Source organism: Burkholderia sp. Ac-20345 (genome assembly GCF_017104825.1).
Classification (GTDB): Bacteria; Pseudomonadota; Gammaproteobacteria; order Burkholderiales; family Burkholderiaceae; genus Burkholderia; species Burkholderia lata_B.
The window spans coordinates 69,259-89,422 of record NZ_JAAGPO010000020.1; the positions used below are offsets into that span (position 1 = coordinate 69,259).

Below are 20,164 nucleotides of genomic sequence, written 5' to 3' on the forward strand. Positions count from 1 at the left end.
TCCCTTAAATCAACGTGTCGGGATTTTCCCCTAGCACGCCATTGCGTCGATCGCGCGCGCCACATTGCCGACATCCCGTCGAACGCCCGCTCAGCCGCGCCGCTACAGGCTCGGGCGTTTTTCGTACTTTTCAGTGCACGTCACCCGTTAATGCACGTATTCGATGCATTACCAAAGGTATGGAAAAGCGCACAGAAAATGTATCTGGAACGTCGGAATTGGATTGATACGCTGCAATCAATGAATCAGCGCCGTCAACCACGCGAGAACGGCATCGGGCCTCGGCAGCAAGCGGGCAATTGATGACGACACGTGCGAAGTTCTCGGTTTCCGTTACCAGACAGTCGGGATGACAGAATGGCCCCAAATTTGACGTTTGCACCGGGCGAAGTACTTCCCCCCGGAGCAATCCATGCCGACGGTGCGCCGTCGATCGTCCGGTCGAGTATCGCGACCGGAACCGACATCCTGACCGTCAAGCACCTGTCGAAGATTTTCGGTCCGAAGCCCGAGCGTGCGATCGAACTGATGAAGCGCGGCGTCGGGCGCAACGAGATCTTCGCCGAAACCGGCAACATGGTGGCGGTCGACGACGTGAGCCTGAGCGTCCGGGCCGGTGAAATCTTCGTGATCATGGGGCTGTCGGGCTCCGGGAAATCGACGCTGGTGCGCCTGCTCAACCGGCTGATCGAGCCGACGTCCGGGCAGGTCGTGCTCGAAGGCCGCGACATCGCTCCGATGTCGACGCCGGAACTGCGCGCCGTTCGGCGCCAGAAGATGGCGATGGTGTTCCAGTCTTTCGCATTGCTGCCCAACCGGACCGTGCTCGACAACATCGCCTACGGGCTGGAGGTCGCGGGGATCAAGAAGGCGCAGCGCTATGAGGTCGCGCGTGCCGCGCTGGAGCGTGTCGGCCTCGGGTCGTACGAGAAGCTGCTGCCGAGCGAGTTGTCCGGCGGGATGCAGCAGCGCGTGGGTCTCGCCCGGGCGCTGGCGGTGAATCCGTCGGTCCTGCTGATGGACGAGGCGTTCTCCGCGCTCGATCCGCTGATCCGGTTCGAAATGCAGAACGAGCTGTTGCGCCTGCAGAAGGAAGAGCAGCGGACGATCGTGTTCATTTCCCACGATATCGAGGAAGCGGTGAAGATCGGCGGCCGTATCGGCATCATGAAGGACGGCTGCCTGATCCAGGTCGGCACGCCGGCCGAATTGATCCAGACCCCGGCGGATGCCTACGTGCAGGACTTTTTCCGCAACGTCGACGTATCGCGCTTCCTGAAGGCATCCAGCCTGATGACGAAGGTCGAGCGCGGGCTGCTTCGATGCGATGCGGGGGCGCCGTCCAGCCGCTACCTGAACCAGCTGATCGACAGCGGCGCGGAATGCGGCTACGTGTGCGACGACGCCGGCCGTTACCTGGGCTGCGTCACGGCCGCCACGCTTCATCGATCCGGCGCGCGGCCGATTCGCGAGGCATTCCTGCCCGACTTCAACGCGGTTTCGATCGATACGGATCTGCATCGGCTCGCGTCGATCGCGCTGACGCAGCAGCACGACGTACCGGTGACGGATGCAGCGGGACAACTCGCCGGTGTCGTGTCCTGCCGGACGATACTCAAGCAGATGATGCAACGGAGGGCAGCATGAATTCGTCGGTGATCGGGAAGTTCGCGGAAGACTTCGTCAACTTTCTGTTTCTGCATTTCCGCGGTGGCTTCGACACTTTTTCGGCGGGGCTCGGCACGGTCGTGAAGCTGCTCGAGGACGGCCTTGCGGCCGTGCCGTTCATCGCAATGGTCGTGATCATGGTGGGGCTGGCGCTGTGGCGCCGCGGCATCGTGTTCTCGATTTTCGTCGGCTTCGCGCTGCTCGTCATCCATTACATGGGCCTGTGGGCACAGACGGTATCGACCCTCGCGCTCGTCACCGCAGCGACTTTCTTCAGCCTGGTGATCGGTGTCCCGCTGGGTATCTGGGGGGCGCGCAACAACCGGATCGGCATGATCCTGCGCTCGTTGCTCGATTTCATGCAGACGATGCCCGCGTTCGTGTACCTGATCCCGGCGGTGATCCTGTTCGGGCTTGGACGCGTGCCGGCGGTGATCGCGACGATCGTGTTCGCGATGCCGCCCGTGGTTCGGCTGACGACACTCGGCATCCGGCAGGTCCGCGAGGAACTGATCGAAGCCGGCCGCTCGTTCGGCAGTACCGACTGGCAACTCCTGTGGAAGATCCAGTTGCCGAATGCGCTGCCGTCGATCATGGCCGGCGTGAACCAGACGATCATGATGGCGCTGTCGATGGTGGTGGTCGCATCGATGATCGGCGCGGGCGGCCTTGGCGAATACGTGCTGAGCGGCATCCAGCGTCTCGACATCGGGATCGGCTTCGAAGGCGGCCTGGGCGTCGTGCTGCTCGCGATCGTGCTGGATCGCCTGACGGAAAGTTTCGGCGTGAAGGCGAAGAAGAAGGCGAGGCCGGCGGCGCGTGCGGGCAAGGCCGGCCCGCACGGCGCGGCACGCACCTGACGAATACGGCAAGCGAAGGCAGTTGACGGACGATGCAGAGCCGCGGCAACGGTGCCGCGGCTGAACCGGTGTGGCAGTGCATGGAGACCAGAAACGCCGACAAAAGGCGTTCCTCATCCTTGAAAGACTCGCGTGATTAAAAAGGAGTACTAGATGAAATCCCATACGTTCAAATCGCTTCTGGCGAAACTTGCGGTGTCGACAGTGGTTGCCTGCAGCGCAGGTGCGGGCGTGGCGGCGGAGCCGGTCAAGATCGCGGTGACCAACTGGGCGGACGTGCTGGCGGTGGCCAACGTCGCGAAGTACGTGCTGGAGACGCAACTCAAGCAACCGGTGCAATTCGTGCAGGCCGATATCGGCATCCAGTACCAGGGTGTCGCGCGCGGGGATCTCGACATCATGGTCGGTGGCTGGCTGCCGGTCACGCACGGGATGTACTACGCGAAGTACAAGAACGACCTGGACGACGTCGGCATCATCTACACCGGTGGCAAGAACGGCTGGGCGGTACCGGCCTATATCCCGGAATCGGAGCTGTCGTCGATCGCCGACCTGAACAAGCCTGAAGTCAAGAGCAAGCTGAACGGCACGATCCAGGGCATCGAGCCGGGCGGCGGCCTGATGCAGGCCTCCGAGAAGACCATCAAGGCCTACACCCTCGACGGCTACAACCTCCAGGCGTCGAGCGAGGCCGGCATGCTGGCGAGCGTGTCGCGCGCGTACCAGTCGAAGCAGTGGATCGTCGCGACGGTCTGGAGCCCGCACTGGCTGTTCCAGAAGTGGCAGATGCGCTACCTGAAGGATCCGAAGGGCACGCTGGGTGGCGAGGAGCAGATTCACGCGTTCGCGTCGAAGAAGTTCGCGGGCAAGTTCCCGCGCGCCGACGTGTTCTTCAAGCACCTGAAGCTGACGCTGGCCGACGTCGAGGCAATCGAGTTCGAGGGCAACAGCACGAACGACTACGCGACGGCCGCGAAAAAATTCGTCGATGCACATCCCGACAAGCTGAAGGCCTGGTTGCAACAGTAACGCCGTGCCCCGGCAGCGAGGGCGGCGCGATCGGCGTCGACCTCGCGGTCCGGCCGGCGTATCGCCCGGATGGCGTTGGGGCCGGGGCGGCGACGTCGGCGCCGGCCTGGCAGGGTGCGGTACATGCAGTCCACGCAGCACGTCACGAATCGCGTCGCGGAGTCAACAAGTGAACGAGAACGCCCGCTTTTTTTCCGAAACGCTCCAGAGTCGGGATCCGGTGATCGCATCGGAGATCGCACTGGAGCTGCGCCGCCAGCAGAGCCAGGTCGAACTGATCGCGTCGGAGAACATCGCGTCGGCGGCGGTGCTGGAAGCACAGGGCACCGTGCTGACGAACAAGTACGCGGAAGGCTATCCGTCCCGGCGGTACTACGGCGGTTGCGATCATGTCGACCGGATCGAGGCGCTCGCGATCGACCGCGCTTGCGCACTGTTCGACGCCGCCCATGCAAACGTCCAGCCGCACTCGGGCGCACAGGCCAACGGCGCGGTGATGCTCGCGCTCGTCAAGCCCGGCGACACGGTGATGGGCATGTCCCTCGATGCGGGTGGCCATCTCACGCACGGCGCACGGCCTGCGCTGTCGGGGAAGTGGTTCAACGCGGTGCAGTACGGCGTGAGCCCGGACACGCTGCGCATCGACTACGACGACGTGCGCCGGCTCGCCGAGCGGCATCGCCCGAAGCTGATCATCGCAGGCTTCTCCGCATATCCGCGTGCGCTCGATTTCGCCGCATTCCGCGAGATCGCGGACAGCGTCGATGCGAAGCTGATGGTCGACATGGCGCACATCGCCGGCATTGTCGCAGCCGGCCGGCATCAGAACCCGGTGCCGTTTGCCGACGTGGTGACGTCCACCACGCACAAGACGCTGCGCGGGCCGCGCGGCGGCTTCATCCTGACGAACCATGCCGAGGTCGCGAAGCAGATCGATTCGGCGGTATTTCCGGGGCTGCAGGGCGGCCCGCTGATGCATGTCGTCGCGGGCAAGGCGGTGGCCTTTGCCGAAGCCCTTCGTCCCGAGTTCACCCGCTATATCGACCAGATGTTGCGCAACGCTCAGACGCTCGCCGGCGTCCTGACCGCCGGCGGCCTCTCGCTCGTCACGGGCGGCACGGACAACCATCTGCTGCTGGTCGACCTGCGTTCGCGACGGATTACCGGCACGCAGGCGGAGAAGGCGCTGGAGCGCGCCGGCATCACCTGCAACAAGAACGGGATTCCGTTCGATACGGAAAACCCGGCCGTCACGTCCGGCATCCGGCTCGGCACGCCGGCCGGCACCACGCGCGGTTTCGGAGCCGCGCAGTTCGAGCAGATCGGCGAAATGATCGTCGACGTGCTGGCCGCACTCGAGCGCGATCCGAAGGGTGACGAAGCGGTCGAGCGGTCGGTACGGACCCGCGTGCGCGACCTGTGCAGCCAGTTTCCCATCTACGCGCATGCGGAGGCGTTCGCCTGATTCCTGAATCGGGCAGGGCCGGAGCATCGTCCGGATAACGTAGTGAATCGATCGGCGTGGCTGCGCAGGTGCAGCGACGTACCGACGACGTTTTGTCGAATGGCCGGTTGCCTGCGTGATGGCAGGAACCCGGCGCAACCACTTGATTGAGGAATCTAAAATGAGCTTCGAGGGCGTACACACTCCGCTGGTCACCCCGTTCGACGCGGACGGCGAAATCAACCACGAACTGCTGGGCCGGCATGCGGCCGATCTCGCCGGCCGCGTGTCGGGGCTGGGCATCGGCGGGACGACAGGTGAATACTATGCATTGAGCTTCGACGAGCGCGTGCGCACGTTCGACACGGTTGCTGCAGCAGCCGGCGGCAAGACGTTCCTGACCGCGGGCATCAACGCGACGACGACGAAGGAGGTGTTGCGCCTCGGCCGCGAAGCGAAACGCGCGGGGCTGAATGCGCTGCTGGTTGCCGCGCCGTACTATGCGCAGCCGACCCAGCAGGAACTGCTCGCACACCTGCTCGCGGTCGACGACGCGCTCGACATGCCGATCATGCTGTACAACTTCCCGGCCCGTACGGGCACCGAAATCGGCGACGACATTCTCGAGACACTGCTCGAGCGCAAAAACTTCGTCGCGATGAAGGAAAGTACCGGCGACATCGCGCATCTGCATCATCTGTCGACGCATTTCAGCGGCCGGCTCGTGCTCAGCTGCGGGATGGATGACCAGGCGCTCGAATTCTTCGCATGGGGCGCGCGCAGCTGGGTCGGCGGCGCGTCGAACTTCCTGCCGGAAGCGCACACCGACCTGTTCGACGCCTGCGTGAAGCGCGGCGATTTCGCCACCGGCCGCAAGCTGATGGCACAACTGCTGCCGGTGCTCGAACTGCTCGAGCGCAGCGGCAAGTTCATTCAATACGTGCGCTACGGCTGCGAGCTGGCCGGCCTGCCGGTCGGCGTCGCTCGCGCACCGCTCGGCGCGCTGTCGGGCGACGAGCGCGACGCATTTGCAAAGCTCGTGAAGCCGCTGCTGCGCGACGCTCGGTAATCCATCATGACCTCGAATCTGGAATTCGCGCGGTTTCCGGCGCCGGACGGGATGAACGGGTGGTGGGAGAGCCTGCCGCCGGCGCGGGAAGCGAAGACCGTCGCGTCAGACAGCCGGTTCGACTGGGTAGTCGTGGGCGGCGGCATCACCGGCCTTTGCGCGGCGCGCCGGCTCGCGGAGCTGGCGCCCGGCGCATCGATCGCGCTCGTGGAGGCCGACCGGATCGGCCGCACGACAGCCGGGCGCAATTCCGGATTCTTCGTCGACCTGCCGCACGACATCAGCAGCGAAAGCTACTCGCGCAGCATCGAGGAAGATCGCGCCGATGTGCGGTTTCAGCGGCACGGCATCGACTACGTGCGTGACATCGTGCGGCGCTTCGGCATCGATTGCGACTGGCGCGACGACGGCAAATTCCACGCGTCGGTCAACAAGAAGGGCGCAGCCGCGCTCGCGCATTTTGCCGACGGTCTGACCCGCATCGGCGAAGCGTTCGAATGGCTCGACCACGCCGGGATCAAGGCAGTGACCGGCACGGACTTCTATACGGGCGCACTGTTCACGCCGGGCTGCAGCACGGTGCAGCCGGCCGCGCTGATGCGCGGCCTGGCCGCGACGCAACCGGACAACGTGACGGTGTTCGAGCTCAGCCCGGTGACGCGGATCGACAATCGCGGCGACACACGCGTGCTGCATTTCGCCGGCGGCACGATCGTCGCGAAGCAGGTGATCCTGTGCACGAATGCGTACGCGGCGACCTTCGGCATGCATTCGAACGGCTTGCTGCCGGTCTACACGTTCGCATCGCTCACGCGTCCGATGAGCGCCGACGAAGTGGCGAAACTCGGCGGCATGCGTTCGTGGTCGCTGATTCCGGCCGACCCGATGGGCACGACGGTGCGGCGCTTGATCACCGATCGCATTTGCGTGCGTAACCATTTCGCGTTCAGGCCGGACGTGAAGGTGTCGTACGCGGATCTCGCGAAGTCGCGGCAGATGCATCAGCGCTCGTTCGAGCGCCGCTTCCCGATGCTCGGCGGCGTCGAGCTGGAATATACGTGGGGCGGGCCGCTGTGCCTGTCCGCCAACAACGGTGCGCTGTTCGGCAGGCGCGACGACGGCCTCTACGAGGCGATCGGCTGCAACGGCCTCGGCCTGAGCCGCGGGTCGTCCTCCGGCAAGCTGATCGCCGAATACGCGCTCGGCGAATCGAACAGCCTCGTGCAGCAGTTGCTGAAGCAGCCGCATCCGCGCCCGCTGCCGGTTCGGCCGATTGTCGACCTGGCCGTGTCGGCGACGATCTGGGCCAAGGAGTTCTCGGCCGGTGCCGAGCTTTGATGATTGAGGAAACGACATGACGACCCATCAGGATTGGAAACAGAAGGCGAATGCGTTGTCGCTCGACGGCCGCGCGTTCATCGCGGGGCAACGCTGCGCGGCGGCGTCGGGCGAGACGTTCGCCACGCTCAACCCCGCATCCGGCAAGGTGCTCGCCGAGGTGGCGCGATGCAACGGGCGGGACGTCGACCGGGCGGTTGCCGCCGCGCGCGACGCGTTCGAATCGGGTGTCTGGTCGAAGGCTGCGCCCGCGCACCGCAAGGCGGTGCTGTTGCGCGTCGCGCAGTTGATCGACGCGCATGCGGAGGAACTCGCGCTGCTCGAGGCGCTGGAAGCCGGCAAGCCAATCGGCGAATGCATGGGGCTCGATATTCCCGAGTCGGCCGCGTGCATTCGCTGGCACGCCGAGGTGACCGACAAGCGCTACGACGCGTTGTCGCCGTCGGGTGCGGGTGTCGTCAGCATGATCACGCGCGAGCCGATCGGCGTGGTCGGTGCCGTGCTGCCGTGGAATTTTCCGGCGCTGATGCTCGCATGGAAAATCGGCCCTGCGCTGTCGGTCGGCAACAGCGTGGTCGTGAAGCCGGCCGAGCAGACATCGCTGTCGACGCTGCGGATCGCGGATCTCGCACTCGAAGCCGGCGTGCCGCCGGGTGTGTTCAGCGTGGTCACCGGGTTCGGCGGCGAGGCAGGCGAGGCGATCGGTCGCCATCCGGACGTCGATCTCGTCGCATTCACCGGCTCGACCGCGACCGGCAAGCGGTTCCTGCATTACTCGGCCGATACCAACCTGAAGCGCGTCGTGCTCGAGTGCGGCGGCAAGAATCCGCAGGTCATCCTGCCGGACGTCGCGAACCTCGATGCGGTGGCTGAACAGGCGGTTGCGGCCGCGTTCTGGAACATGGGCGAGAACTGCAGCGCCGGCTCGCGGATCCTCGTGCCGGCGAGCCGCAAGGCGGAACTGCTGGAGAAGGTCCAGGCCGTGCTCGCCGGCTGGAAGACCGGCGATCCGCTCGACCCGGACGTGAAGCTCGGTGCGCTGATCGAGCGGAAGCACTACGAGAAGGTGCTCGGCCATATCGAGAAGGCGAAGGCGGAGGGCGCGCGCGTGGTATGCGGCGGGCACGCGATCCTTGCGGAGACGGGCGGCTGGTTCGTCGAACCGACGATCTTCGATCAAGTGACGCCGGAGATGAGCATCGCGCGCGACGAGGTATTCGGGCCGGTCGTGTGCTTCATCGAATACGACGACGTCGACGACGCGGTGCGGATTGCGAACGATACGTGCTACGGGCTGGCCGCGTCGCTGTGGACCGACAACGTAAACAGCGCCCACAAGGTCGCCGCGCGGATTCGCGCGGGGACGGTCACGGTGAACTGCTTCGGCGAAGGCGACCTGTCGACGCCGTTCGGCGGCTTCAAGCAGTCGGGCTTCGGCGGGCGCGACAAGTCCGTCTACGCGCACGATCAGTATTGCGAGCTGAAGACCACCTGGCTGAAGCTCGACTGAGTGCGCGCGCAACGGCGAGGCGCTTGCGCGGAACGGCTTCGGCCGCCCGCGCAAGCTGCGCGGGAACCGACGATACGCGCTTCGTCTGGTGCGCTGCGCCAATGCGCGACGCGGCGGGCAGGCGCGGCCGGCGGCATGCCGATCCGACTTGCGCCTTGCAGTCCCCATCATCGCTTCCGATAATAGCGATGCAGTGCACAAACGATCGAGAATGGCGTCATCGTGATGCCGTTTCGGCGGTGTGGCCCTTGCCGGCCGCCGCCCGGCCGACTCGCAAGCCGCACTATTCAGATAATTGAAAGGTTTGCGATGAGCCTGCGCGCAGGCAGCCGGCAGGACCGTCGTCGACGGGTTCGTCTGCGCCGCGTCCGACCTCCGTTTTGAGAGTGAAAGCCATGTTGAAGAAGCAATTGTTTGCAGACCGGCTCCTCGCGCAGATGCCGTCGCTTCGGGCGCTGCGGTGTTTCGTGACGGCGGCGCGCTACGAGAGCTTCACTCAGGCGGCCGAGGTGCTGTGCGTGACACAGGCTGCGATCAGCCGGCAGATCAAGGAGCTCGAGGATTCGCTCGACGTCGCGCTGTTCGAGCGGACCGGCCGGCATATTGCGCTGACGGATGCGGGACGCATCCTCTACAACGCGTCGTACCTGTCGATCATGAACATCGCCGAGGCAGCGGAGGCGGTACGTCGGACCGACAAGCACGCGCTCATGGTGTGCGTGTCGCACACGTTCTCGGCGCTGTGGCTGTCGTCGCGGCTGCCCGCGTTTCGCGAGCAGTTTCCGGATATCCGGTTGCACGTGATCGTCACCGAGCACTTCATGGAACTCGACGGGCTCATCGAGCCCGACATCATCATCACGAAGAACCCGCCACGCGAGCCCGAGTTCGAAGTCGAGCCGCTGTTTCACGACATCGTGTATCCGGTGTGCAGCCCGTCGTTTCACGAACGTCATTTTCACGGCCGGTCGCTGAAGCCGCTGGACCTGCTGTCGCGCCCCACCTTGAACCTGTCGATGCTGGGCCGCGCGCAGGTGTGCGAGCACGTCGACTGGCGCGTGTGGCGCAACTGGTTCCAGCAAGGCGACGGTACCGACTCGCTGACCGAGAACAAGTATCTGGAAAGCAACGACTACCGGCTGCTCGTCGCACAGGCCGAGGCCGGCGAGGGGACGCTGCTCGGCTGGCATCACCTCGTGCACCGGCAGATCGAGCAAGGCAGCCTCGTTCGTCCGGTACAGGACGTGCTGGTGTTTCGTGATCGCCATCACTATCTGATTACGCATCGGAATGCGCAACCGCGCCCGGAGTACGCGCTGTTCCGTCAATGGCTGAGCGACGAGGTCGGTGTGATGATGCGCGGCTGGCTCGATGCCGGCGTCGAGATCGGGCAATAGCGCACCGTATAGTGGCCTGCCGTCGCCCGCCCGGCGTGCCGGCACCTGCATAACCAAAAGTATCGTATAAGCCGCAGGAAATGTATCTGGCGGGCACAATTTGGATTGATACGCTCCGAACTGCTTCAGCAGTGGTTTGCCAGGTTGGATAACAATCATCGCAACATTAGGTTCGGAGACCTGAATGAAAAGGAAGATTCTCGCTTGCATGATCCTGTCGGCGATTGCCGCACCGGCGATGGCGCAAAGTACCGTGACGCTGTACGGCCTGATCGACGAAGGGTTCAACTACACGAACAACGTATCGGGCAAGAAAGTCTATGAACTCCAGAGCGGCTTCGTCCAGGGGAGCCGCTGGGGCCTGAAGGGCGCCGAGGATCTCGGCGCCGGCGTGAAGGCCGTGTTCCAGCTGGAGAACGGCTTCGACGTCAACAGCGGCCGCCTCGGCCAGGGCGGGTTGATGTTCGGCCGCCAGGCCTACGTCGGCATTGCATCGGACCGGCTCGGCACCGTGACGCTGGGCCGCCAGTACGACTCGGTCGTCGACTATCTCGCGCAGACGACCGCGAACGGCAACTGGGGCGGTTACCTGTTCTCGCATCCGTACGACAACGACAACACGGACAACTCGTTCCGCGTGAACAATACGGTCAAGTACACGAGCCCGGTGATCGCGGGGCTGCAGTTCGGCGGCACGTACAGCTTCAGCAACGGAACGAGCTTCGCGAACAACCGGCAGTTCAGCGCGGGCGTCCAGTACGGCATCGGCGATCTCCTGCTCGCCGCCGCGTACCTGCAGGCCGACCATCCGTCGTCGACGGCGGCTGGCGCGATCACCAACGCGGGCGACGAGAACTTCCTTGCCGACCGGCTGCGGATCTTCGGCGCGGGGGCGAGCTATACCTTCGGCAAGGCCAACATCGGCATCGCGTACACGAACACCTACATCGCGAATCCGCTCAGCTCGGGGTATGTCGGCGCGATTACCCCGTCATCGGGGACGCTGTCGAGCCTGCGGTTCCAGAACTTCGAAATCAACGGCAAATACCAGTTCACGCCTGCATTCTTCGTCGGCGCGATGTACGCCTATACGCGGGCCGATTACAACGCGACGAGCGGCAAGCAGCATCCGAGTTACCAGAGCGCGGGGCTGATGGCGGACTACTTCCTGTCGAAGCGGACCGACGTGTACGTGCAGGGCGCGTATCAGCACGTCGGCGGCGATCGCACCGGTACCGTGCTGGATGTCGCGTACGTACCGGGCGCGGACGGCGTTTCGTCCAGCCGCAACCAGGTCGTCGCGCGCGTTGCGCTGCGGCACAAGTTCTGATTGCGGCCGATCGTCTTTCTCCGGAGCGGCCGGCACGACGGCCGCTCCCCATGAGGAGGCTGCAACGGACGATCGATGACGGATTCGCCGCTTGATAGAATTCGACCAACCTCGAACGACCGGTCCGTCAGATGAAACCTGCGTCGGCAACCCCCAAAGGCTATCGTCGGCTCATTCCGTCCGTGACGGCGCTCGTCGAGTTCGAGGCGGTTGCCCGCCTCGGCAGCTTCACGCTGGCCGCGCACGAGCTCGGTGTCACGCAGGCTGCGGTGAGCCGGCAGATCAAGTTCCTCGAGGAGTTGCTCGGCACCCGGCTGTTCCATCGGCTCCATCGCTCGATCGCGTTGACCGACGAGGGCGACGCGCTGTACCGGGTGGTCGCCGAGTCGATGCAGAAGATCGCCGGCGTGTTCGACCGGCTGGCAAGCGGCCCGGTCCGGCAGGAGCTCGTCCTCGCGGCGACCTCCGCTCTCTCGCATTTCTGGCTACTGTCGCGATGCGCTACGGGAATGGCCGCTGGACTGACGGTACTGCGATCCATCTGTTCGACGAGGAAGTCTTTCCCGCCTGCTCGCCGGCCTGGCCTGACCGCGGTGTGGGTCGCGACGAATACGCAGGACAAGCACCTCGTCGAGATCACGCACGCGGGCACGCAGGATCCGGCCTATTCACCGAGCACCTTCTCGCCGTTCACCGAGGCATACGTCGACCAGTTCTCGCGCTGGTATGCGGCGCGGCTGAACGCGCACGGCATCTGAAGCAGGCAGTCGACGCACACGAAAATCCGTGCGCGTGTAATATCGTGTTCACCTTTCATATAAGAAACACAATTCCGCCGAGGGCCGCTGATGAAAAACACCATACGCATGTCGACATCCGTTTTGGCGTTGATGCTGGCCGTGCCGGCATTTGCGTCGACACCTGCCGACAACATTGCATGGAGCGCCAGACCCGTGCAGACGGTTGCATCGACGTCGCCGACGGCGTGCTCTGCCTACTCGGGGCGGGTGATGTCGAGCGGCGAGTCGTTCTCTACGGAAAACGTGCTGAAAGCGCTCGGCACGTCGCTGGCCGGCGCCGCACTGGCCGCTGCCACGGGCGGATATCAGGGCGCAGCCCCCAATCCGTGCGCGCGCCCGGGCCTGTAACCGGCCCGCAAGCGAACCGCGGGGATTCCCGCCTCATCTGAAGCAAGCCCGACACCCGGCGCCGCGCGTCTTCCGACCCGCGGCGCTTCGTCATTTCAGGTTTGCCTATTCCCAGAAACTCCGGATCGCGACTGCCACGATCACCGGCACCGAGAACACCAGCGGGATCGCGAAATACTGCGCTTCGCGATCGACGACCCAGCTATAGATCACCCACGCCGCGCCGATCGCGAACGTGATGAGGCCGACCGTCACGGCGGCGATGTTCAGGACCAGCTTCGAAGGCTGGCGGCGCGTCTTGGGATCGTCATTGTCATCGCGCGGAGACGATTTCATCGGAAGAGTGCGGCTTCGGGCCGAGACAGGGATAAAACCACAGGAAACCCCATCCGCTCCGATCGCGCAAGAGGGCCGGCGCGGGCCGCCCCCCGTCGCGTTGGCCAGCACGCGCTACAACCCGAACGACGCCGCCAGTTCGTCGAGCAGTTCGCGCTGGAACGCGACGAACCGCTCGCCCGGCTGCTGGGCGATCGCGAGGTCGAGCATCGGATCGGCGACGTCGGTGCGAACACCGGCCAGTTCCTCGACGATCGCGAGCCCGCAGAACGGCACGTACGCCTCCGAATAGCCGCCTTCGTGAACGATCACGAGCCGCCCGTCGCAATGGCGTTGCGCGGCATCCTTCACCGCCCGCGTCATGAACCGGTAGCTGTCGGTATGCAGCTGCATGCGTGCGAGCGGATCGACCGCGCTCGCGTCGAGGCCGCTCGCGACGACGATCAGCTCGGGCCGGAAACGCTCCAGCGCCGGCAGCACGATTCGCTCGAATGCGTAGCGGTACGCGTCGTCGCCGCTGCCCGCGAGCAGCGGCACGTTCAGGTTTGCGCCGACACCGGCACCTTCGCCGCGATCGTCCGCGCCGCTGTAGCCGGGCGGGAAGCAGCGGTCCTGGTGCAGCGAGATCGTCAGCGTGTCCGGGTCGTCGTAGTAGATCGACTGCGTGCCGTTTCCGTGATGCACGTCCCAGTCGATCACCGCGACGCGCTCGATGCCGTGTTTCGCGCGGGCGGCCTCGATCGCGATCGGGATGTTCGCCAGCAGGCAGAAGCCCATCGGGCGGTCGCGCAGGCAGTGGTGGCCGGGCGGCCGCGACAGCGAGAACGCGTTTGTCGCGCGCTCGCCGAGGACCGTATCGACGGCCGCGATCGCGAGGCCGGCCGACAGCGCGGCGATCTCGTAGCTGCCCTTGCCGAACGGCGCGAGATCGCCGAGGTCGCCACCGTTCGCGTCGCTGAGCGCACGGAACGCGTCGAGATAGTGCGCGGGATGAATGCGCAGCAGGTCGGTGGTCGAGGCCGGCTCGGCGCCGCGCAGGTCGAGCTGCGCGGCCAGGCCCGAGGCTTGCACGAGCGACAGGAGACGGCGCTTCGAATCGGGCGATTCCGCGTAGCCCGCGCTCGACGGCGGCTGGACCCAGCCGCCGACCGGGAAGAACAGCGCATGCGTGCCGCCGGTATGCCAGAAAGTGCGTTCGTCGGTGAAGAAGGCAGTGCGATTCATGGATGTGCGTGACCTGTCACGGTTGGGAGGAAACGGAAGGGCGCGTGCGGCGATCGATGTGGCGCAGCGCGGCGAAAGACACGATTGCAACGGCCGTCGCGGCTGTGAACAGCACGCGCATCGTGCCGCCGGCATCGAGCATCAGCCCGGCGAGCAGCGGGCCGGCCGCGAGGCCGGCGCCGATCACGAAATTGAGCGTGGCGACGAGGCGGCCCGACGTGTCGATCTGCGCGACGGTCGCGAGGATGAACGGCAGTACGAACGTCCACGCGAACTTGAACGCGAAGATCGCCGCGCTGTAGCCGCTGGCGTGCCGCATCACGGCGAGCGCGACGAGCGAGGCCGCGAGCAGCGCGTAACCGGCCGCCAGCATCGCGCGTCGCGTGAGCCGGCCGCCCGCGCACGACGCGAGCGCCGCGCCGGCGATGCCCATCACGCTTGCGATCGCGAGTACGTTGCCGGTCGACTGCGGATCGAGCCCGGCCTCGGTCGCGGCACGGCTCGCGAACGTCCACACGCTGCCGATCGCGAGATAGAACGTCAGCACCGCGCCGATCGCGAGCATGACGAAGCTTTGCGGCGTCTGCGCCGCGGTGCCGCGCGCGTGTTGCGCGGACGCGGTTCGCATGCCCAGCGATGACGGAAAGCCGCGCGACAGCGGCGCCGCGAGCAGCGCGAGCGCGGCAAGCGCGGCATACAGCGCGCGCAGCCCGAACGCCGCGAACACATGCGGCAGCACGAACAGGCCGATCGCGCCCGCGATCAACTGGCCGACGACCCACAGGCCGTACACGCGGTCGCTGTTCTCGCTCGTCGCGGCGCTCGTCATGCAGAGCACCATCAGCGAGCCGCCGCCGAGCGCGGTGACTGCGCGCAGCGCGAGCAGCGCGACGAATCCCGGCATCCACAGCGCGGTCAGCAGGTTGCCCGCGCCGAACAGCGCGATGGCGAACGCGGCGACGCGGCGCGCGTCGACCCGGCCGAGCCACAGGTACGACGGCACGGTTGCGAGGCTGAACGCGCCGAGTTCGACGAAGAAGTAGGTGCCGATCTGCGATGCGGACAGCCCGAGCTGCGTCGCGAGCTGCCCGGCGACGGCGGGCGCGACGAGCAGCAGCAGCGGCGTGATGGCCGCGAACACGACGAGCGCGACGAGCGTCGAGCGCGCGAAGGCCGACGCGCGGCCGTCTGGCGGGAGTGCGGCATCCGGAGAAAGGGTTTTCATGGCGGGATCTCGTTGGGGGGAATCAGAACAGGTGGTACATGCCGACCATCGCGCCGAACTGCGATGCACCGGCGAGCGGCGTCGGGTCGTACTCGTAGACGGTCTGCGAACTCTGGCCGCTGTTGCGTGCATAGCCGAGGTTCACGTAGGCGACGGTGCGTTTCGACAGCGCATACGTGGTGCTTGCGATGAACAGCGTCGGGTGGCCGATCGCCGGCGTGCGCGAGTCGGTGTGATAGACGCCCGCGTTCAGGCCGATCTCGCTCGACATCTGGTAGCGCGCACCGCCCCAGACGATCGTGCGCGCCGCGTCGAGGTCGCCGGTCAGGCGTTCGACACCTGCGTAGACGGTGAGCGGCAATGTGGCGAATGCATAGCGCGCGGCGAGCGAGCCGAGTTCGCGGCGGCGTGACGACGTGTCGTCGGCCGCCGAAACATCGCCGTACGCCTGATGCAGCACCGCGCTGACCGACAGGCCGTTGCTCGTGTACTGGCCGCCGAGTTCGAGCACGCGTCCGGCGCGCGTATTGCCGGCGACGCCGGACGTCGCGGCGAGCGCCTCGACGTCGAAGCCGGCGAACGTCGGTGACTGGTACTTGACCGAGTGGTCGATGAAGTTCGCATTCATCGGCACGATGACACCCTGGCCGCTATACGACGCATACCAGAGCGGGTCGTAGAACAGCGTCTTGTCGAACAGCACGCTGAACTGCCGGCCGAGCGTGACGGTGCCGACGGGCCCCGCGATGCCGACGTACGCGCCGCGGAAGAACGCATAGCCGGGCACGGTCGCGGTGCCGTCGTTGAGGTTGAGGCCCTGTTCGAGCTTGAACAGCGCACGCCAGCCGCCGCCGAGATCCTCGTGGCCTTTCAGTCCGATCTGCGAAGGCAGGATGCCGTAGTTCTGCAGCTGCACGGCCGAGTGGCGCCCGTCGGCATGCGTCAGGTATTGCACGCCGGCGTCGAGCGCGCCGTACAGCGTGAGACTCGACTGCGCATGCGCGGCGGCGCTGCACGCGGCAAGTGTCGCGACGGCCGCGGCCGTGCGGATGAAGCGGGGTTTCGTCACGTGGGGTTCTCCATACCGTCCTGCATCGGTGTGTCGTTGGTGTTGTCGCGACGCAGTGTCCACAGCGGGAAAACCTTCGAACAGTCGTACAGATGAACGGTGCGGAAAACCCGCGGTGCGCGGCATGCACGCGGCGCGCTGCCGTGGCGCGGCGTGCTGCGGAGCAGCAACGGGCCGCGCACCGTTCAAATGGATGGGGCTGGCGCCCGTTCCGGCACCGTGGCCCGTCAAAAAAGCCGATCGCTATAATCGGCCGGTGTCGTTGTGCACATCAGCAGCCCGATCGGGCAGGGGAGTGGAAGGTGAGGATCACGACGGATATCGGGCAGGATCTCGATGCGCTGCGCGACGTGCCGGCCGCCATCGTGCTCGACGACTTCGCCTGGCCGCCGCTGCCGTCCCGGCGCGCCGATTTCGACGGCGTCACGCGCGGCGACGCACCGCAGCGCGAACTCGGGCTGATGCTGCTCGACCTGTACGCGGTTGCCGCACGGTCCGGCATCGGCGAATTCGAATACCGCTTCTTTTCGCTGCTGCAGGCGCTCATTCCGTTCGACGCCGCATGGACGGGCGTCGCGACCCATGTGCCGACCGGCCCGGTGATGCACAACAGCTTCCTGTACCGTTTGCCGCACGCGTTCTTCAGCGACTGGAAGCGCGTGCGCGATTGCGACCCGCTCGCGCACCGCACGCTGCGCGGCGCGCACGGCCACGCGGTGCGGCTGTCGGTCGTCGAACCGGGGCTCGATGCCCGGTTTCGCGACTGGTGCGTGAAGTACGGGCTCGCGCAACTGATGTGCGTGTGCACGCTCGATCGCCGTTTCGGCCTGACGACGTTCATGTCGATCTATCGCCAGGGCCTGAATCGCCCGTTCAGCGACGACGATGCACGCCGGTTCGAGGAAGTGATTCCGCACCTCGCGGCCGCGCTGACGATCAATCGCGCCGCGCAGCTCACGCGCGAGCGTGGCGATACGGTTGCGCCGGCGGCGCGCGCACTGTGCGACAACTTCGGCGTGCTCCACCATGCCGATCACGGTTTTGACGACGTGCTGCGCACCGAATGGCCGGCATGGGCCGGTGCCCGCGTGCCGGAGCCGCTCGTCGCGCACTTGCGGCGCCAGTCGGGCCAGCCGTTCGTCGGCGATGCGTTGCGGATCCAGTGCGTGCCGGTTGCGGGGCTGTTCCAGATCGAGGCGCGACCGCGCTCGCTGCTCGACCGCCTGAGCCCGCGCGAGCTTGCGGCGATCCGTTATTACGGCGCCGGGCGCTCGCACAAGGAAGTCGCGCAGCAGATGGCGATTTCGCCGACGACCGTGCGCCACTACCTGCGCTGCGCGTACCGCAAGCTCGGCATGCACGACAAGAGCCAGATCGCCGGCGTGCTCGGCGCGACGGGCGGCGCGGCCGACGACGAGCCGGTGGAAGCCGGCGGCGAGCCGCGCTGAATCGCACGAACGCCGCGTGGTGCATGCGGTCGCGTGAATGGTTGTGCCCGCAACCATTGAGCGTTATGCTCGTCAGCTCCCAGGAGACGGAATTCCATCATGAACGACACGAATTCAGGGTCGGTGCGCGCGGCGGTGGTCGGGGTCGGCGCGATCGGCGGGTTGCTCGCGGCCGCGCTGTCGCGGGCCGGCATGACCGTGAGCGCGTACGCGCGCGGCGCGACGCTCGACGCGCTGAACGCGCACGGCGTGCGCGTGATCGACGAGGCGGGTGTGACATCGTCGGTTCCGGTGCGGGCGAGCGACGATGCGGCCGCGCTCGGCGTGCAGGACTACGTGGTGATCGCGCTGAAGGCGCAGGCGCTGCCGGCGCTGGCCGCGCGCATCGCGCCGCTGGTCGGGCCGGACACGGTGATCGTCGCGGCGATGAACGGGCTGCCGTGGTGGTTCACGCACGGGCTCGAAGGCGCGCTCGACGGCGTGCCGCTCGATGCGGTCGATCCGGCAGGTGCGGTGTCGGCGGCGTTGCCGCCCGCGCAGGCGATCGGTTGCGTCGTGCACCTGTCGTCGAGTACCGACGCGCCGGGCGTCGTGCGCCGCGGGCGCGGCAACCGGCTGATCGTCGGTGCGCCCGATGCACGGCTCGACACGGCCACCGCCCGGTTCGCCGCGGCGCTTGCGGCGGGCGGTTTCGACGTCGAGTCGACGCCCGCGATCCGGACGGAGATCTGGACGAAGCTGTGGGGCAACATGAACATGAATCCGCTGAGCGCGCTGACGGGTTCGACGGCCGAGCAGTTGCTCGACGATCCGTTCACGCAGGATCTCGCGCTGCGGATGATGGAGGAGGCGGCCGCGATTGGTGCGAAGCTCGGCCTGTCGACGGGGATGAGCGGGCCCGAGCGGATCGCGGTCACGCGCAAGCTCGGCGCGTTCAAGACGTCGATGCTGCAGGATTTCGAAGCGGGGCGCGCGCTCGAGATCGGGCCGATCCTCGGCGTGTTTCCAGAGCTCGGGCGCAAGCTCGGCGTGCCGACCCCGTATTGCGACGCGGTGCTCGGGCTGCTGCGTCAGCGCGCGACGAACAGCGGGCTGTAGCGCGGGCGGTGCCGCTGCATGCGCGACGCCGGTGAGGCGGCGCGCTGCGATCCGCTTGCAGTGCGCAACGCATGACGCAAAGCGGGCCGCCCGCGTCGCCGGCGAGGCGACCGGGGCGGCCCGTCGAATTCATCGGATGAATACTGCGGGCGCCGTGCCCGCGGTGCCGCTCAGTCGTCCCGCTCGGTCGCGTGCGCGACGACCTTGTCGAGCAGTCGCTCGAACGTCTGGCGTTCGCTGTCGGACAGGCACGCGAGCAAGCCGTCGTTCCACTTGCGCACGATCGGCATGATCTTGCGATGCAGCGCGCGGCCGTCGGCGGTCAGCGCGATCAGCACGATCCGGCCATCCTCCTCGCTCGCACTGCGTTCGAGCAGCCCCTGGCGCAGCAGCGCCTCGGCCGCCCGGCTCGCCTGGCTCTTGTCGAGATTGGTGTGGCGCGCGAGATCCATGATCGAGAACGGGCCGAAGGCGCCGACGGCCGCGATCACGCGCGCCTCGGGCAGCGAGATGTCGAGCTTGTGCCGGTACACCTCGCCGATCCCGCGGTCGGATCGCTTCGTGAGCGCGTGGAGGCGATAGGTCAGAAACTGATCGAGCCCGGCTTGACGGCCTTTCATGTCGAATCCTGAAGAAAAAGGGCGGGCCCGATTGTTCCTGTATCGCGCGCTCGGGTCAACGGTCAGTGTGCGCCGTACTTCAGGCGTGTCAATTGCTCCGCTTCGTTCGCGAGCAGATTGGCCGCGTCGCGGATCGCGACGTCGAGCGTGATCGGCCCGGGAGCCGGCGAGAAGCAGCCGGAAAAATGTTCGGACAGGCGCGGCAGCGCGGCCGGGTCGACCGCGCCGGACAGCAGCGACGCGGGCACGCCCGCGGCCTGCGCGTGGCGGCATGCGATGAACGGCGCCTTGCCGTGCAGCGTCTGCACGTCGGAGCGGCCTTCGCCGGTGATCAGCCAGCCTGCGCCGGCG

The 20,164-nt window shown here is 66.4% G+C and carries 18 protein-coding genes and 2 pseudogenes; 14 read left to right on the top strand and 6 right to left on the bottom strand.

Going from position 1 to position 20,164, the window contains the following annotated elements; genetic code table 11:
- Positions 1-357 precede the first annotated feature (357 nt).
- From G3O06_RS10445 to G3O06_RS10500, 12 genes and pseudogenes are all read left to right on the top strand, one after another.
- Positions 358-1,647, top strand: a complete 1,290-nt coding sequence (locus tag G3O06_RS10445; RefSeq protein ID WP_205815945.1) for a glycine betaine/L-proline ABC transporter ATP-binding protein — start codon at positions 358-360, stop codon at positions 1,645-1,647.
- Positions 1,644-2,528 carry a proline/glycine betaine ABC transporter permease gene (locus G3O06_RS10450; protein ID WP_174914634.1) on the top strand — a complete coding sequence of 295 codons (885 nt, stop codon included), beginning with the start codon at positions 1,644-1,646 and terminating at the stop codon, positions 2,526-2,528. Before G3O06_RS10445 ends, G3O06_RS10450 begins: the two co-directional genes overlap by 4 nt.
- A 153-nt stretch (positions 2,529-2,681) precedes the next feature.
- Positions 2,682-3,557: a glycine betaine ABC transporter substrate-binding protein gene (locus G3O06_RS10455; protein WP_205815946.1), complete on the top strand. Its 876-nt coding sequence runs from the start codon at positions 2,682-2,684 to the stop codon at positions 3,555-3,557.
- A gap of 169 nt (positions 3,558-3,726) precedes the next feature.
- Entirely contained in the window at positions 3,727-5,022 is a 1,296-nt protein-coding gene (gene glyA, locus G3O06_RS10460; protein WP_205815947.1) for a serine hydroxymethyltransferase, read from the top strand.
- 160 nt (positions 5,023-5,182) lie between these two features.
- Entirely contained in the window at positions 5,183-6,070 is an 888-nt protein-coding gene (locus G3O06_RS10465) for a dihydrodipicolinate synthase family protein (protein WP_205815948.1), read from the top strand.
- A 6-nt stretch (positions 6,071-6,076) separates the two neighbouring features.
- Positions 6,077-7,408 carry an FAD-binding oxidoreductase gene (locus G3O06_RS10470; protein WP_205815949.1) on the top strand — a complete coding sequence of 444 codons (1,332 nt, stop codon included), beginning with the start codon at positions 6,077-6,079 and terminating at the stop codon, positions 7,406-7,408.
- 16 nt (positions 7,409-7,424) lie between these two features.
- On the top strand, positions 7,425-8,918 hold the full coding sequence (locus G3O06_RS10475) for an aldehyde dehydrogenase (protein ID WP_205815950.1): 1,494 nt from the start codon (positions 7,425-7,427) through the stop codon (positions 8,916-8,918).
- Between the two features lie 395 nt (positions 8,919-9,313).
- The gene (locus G3O06_RS10480; protein WP_174997957.1) at positions 9,314-10,315 is read left to right on the top strand and encodes a LysR substrate-binding domain-containing protein; all 1,002 of its coding nucleotides are present in this window, start codon (positions 9,314-9,316) and stop codon (positions 10,313-10,315) included.
- Positions 10,316-10,499: 184 nt separating this feature from the next.
- Entirely contained in the window at positions 10,500-11,645 is a 1,146-nt protein-coding gene (locus G3O06_RS10485; protein ID WP_205815951.1) for a porin, read from the top strand.
- Positions 11,646-11,776: 131 nt separating this feature from the next.
- A pseudogene (locus tag G3O06_RS10490) lies at positions 11,777-12,228 on the top strand (LysR family transcriptional regulator); the annotation flags it as partial.
- 31 nt (positions 12,229-12,259) lie between these two features.
- Positions 12,260-12,403 (top strand): annotated as a pseudogene (locus G3O06_RS49940) (aromatic ring-hydroxylating dioxygenase subunit alpha); the annotation flags it as partial.
- 90 nt (positions 12,404-12,493) lie between these two features.
- Entirely contained in the window at positions 12,494-12,793 is a 300-nt protein-coding gene (locus G3O06_RS10500; protein ID WP_205815952.1) for a hypothetical protein, read from the top strand.
- Positions 12,794-12,898: 105 nt separating this feature from the next.
- Here G3O06_RS10500 and G3O06_RS10505 read toward each other — a convergent pair whose 3' ends face one another.
- The 4 genes from G3O06_RS10505 to G3O06_RS10520 all read right to left on the bottom strand — a co-directional run bounded on the left by G3O06_RS10505 (position 12,899) and on the right by G3O06_RS10520 (position 16,647).
- Complete coding sequence (locus tag G3O06_RS10505) at positions 12,899-13,129, bottom strand: hypothetical protein (RefSeq protein ID WP_174914652.1); 231 nt, start codon at positions 13,127-13,129, stop codon at positions 12,899-12,901.
- Between the two features lie 114 nt (positions 13,130-13,243).
- On the bottom strand, positions 13,244-14,353 hold the full coding sequence (locus tag G3O06_RS10510; RefSeq protein WP_205815953.1) for a class II histone deacetylase: 1,110 nt from the start codon (positions 14,351-14,353) through the stop codon (positions 13,244-13,246).
- 16 nt (positions 14,354-14,369) lie between these two features.
- Positions 14,370-15,578 (bottom strand): MFS transporter, encoded by a 1,209-nt coding sequence (locus G3O06_RS10515; RefSeq protein WP_205815954.1) that lies wholly within the window; start codon positions 15,576-15,578, stop codon positions 14,370-14,372.
- 22 nt (positions 15,579-15,600) lie between these two features.
- Positions 15,601-16,647, bottom strand: coding sequence for a porin (locus G3O06_RS10520; RefSeq protein ID WP_205815955.1), 1,047 nt, complete (start codon positions 16,645-16,647; stop codon positions 15,601-15,603).
- 302 nt (positions 16,648-16,949) lie between these two features.
- On the opposite strand from G3O06_RS10520, the gene G3O06_RS10525 reads away from it, so the two are divergent.
- Together G3O06_RS10525 and G3O06_RS10530 are read left to right on the top strand one after the other, a co-directional pair.
- Entirely contained in the window at positions 16,950-18,095 is a 1,146-nt protein-coding gene (locus G3O06_RS10525; protein WP_205815956.1) for a helix-turn-helix transcriptional regulator, read from the top strand.
- A 99-nt stretch (positions 18,096-18,194) separates the two neighbouring features.
- Entirely contained in the window at positions 18,195-19,193 is a 999-nt protein-coding gene (locus tag G3O06_RS10530; RefSeq protein WP_174967426.1) for a 2-dehydropantoate 2-reductase, read from the top strand.
- Between the two features lie 170 nt (positions 19,194-19,363).
- Here G3O06_RS10530 and G3O06_RS10535 read toward each other — a convergent pair whose 3' ends face one another.
- Together G3O06_RS10535 and G3O06_RS10540 are read right to left on the bottom strand one after the other, a co-directional pair.
- Complete coding sequence (locus G3O06_RS10535) at positions 19,364-19,813, bottom strand: MarR family transcriptional regulator (protein WP_039367176.1); 450 nt, start codon at positions 19,811-19,813, stop codon at positions 19,364-19,366.
- 62 nt (positions 19,814-19,875) lie between these two features.
- A partial coding sequence (locus tag G3O06_RS10540; protein ID WP_205815957.1) for a glycerate kinase occupies positions 19,876-20,164 on the bottom strand: 289 nt, incomplete at its 5' end.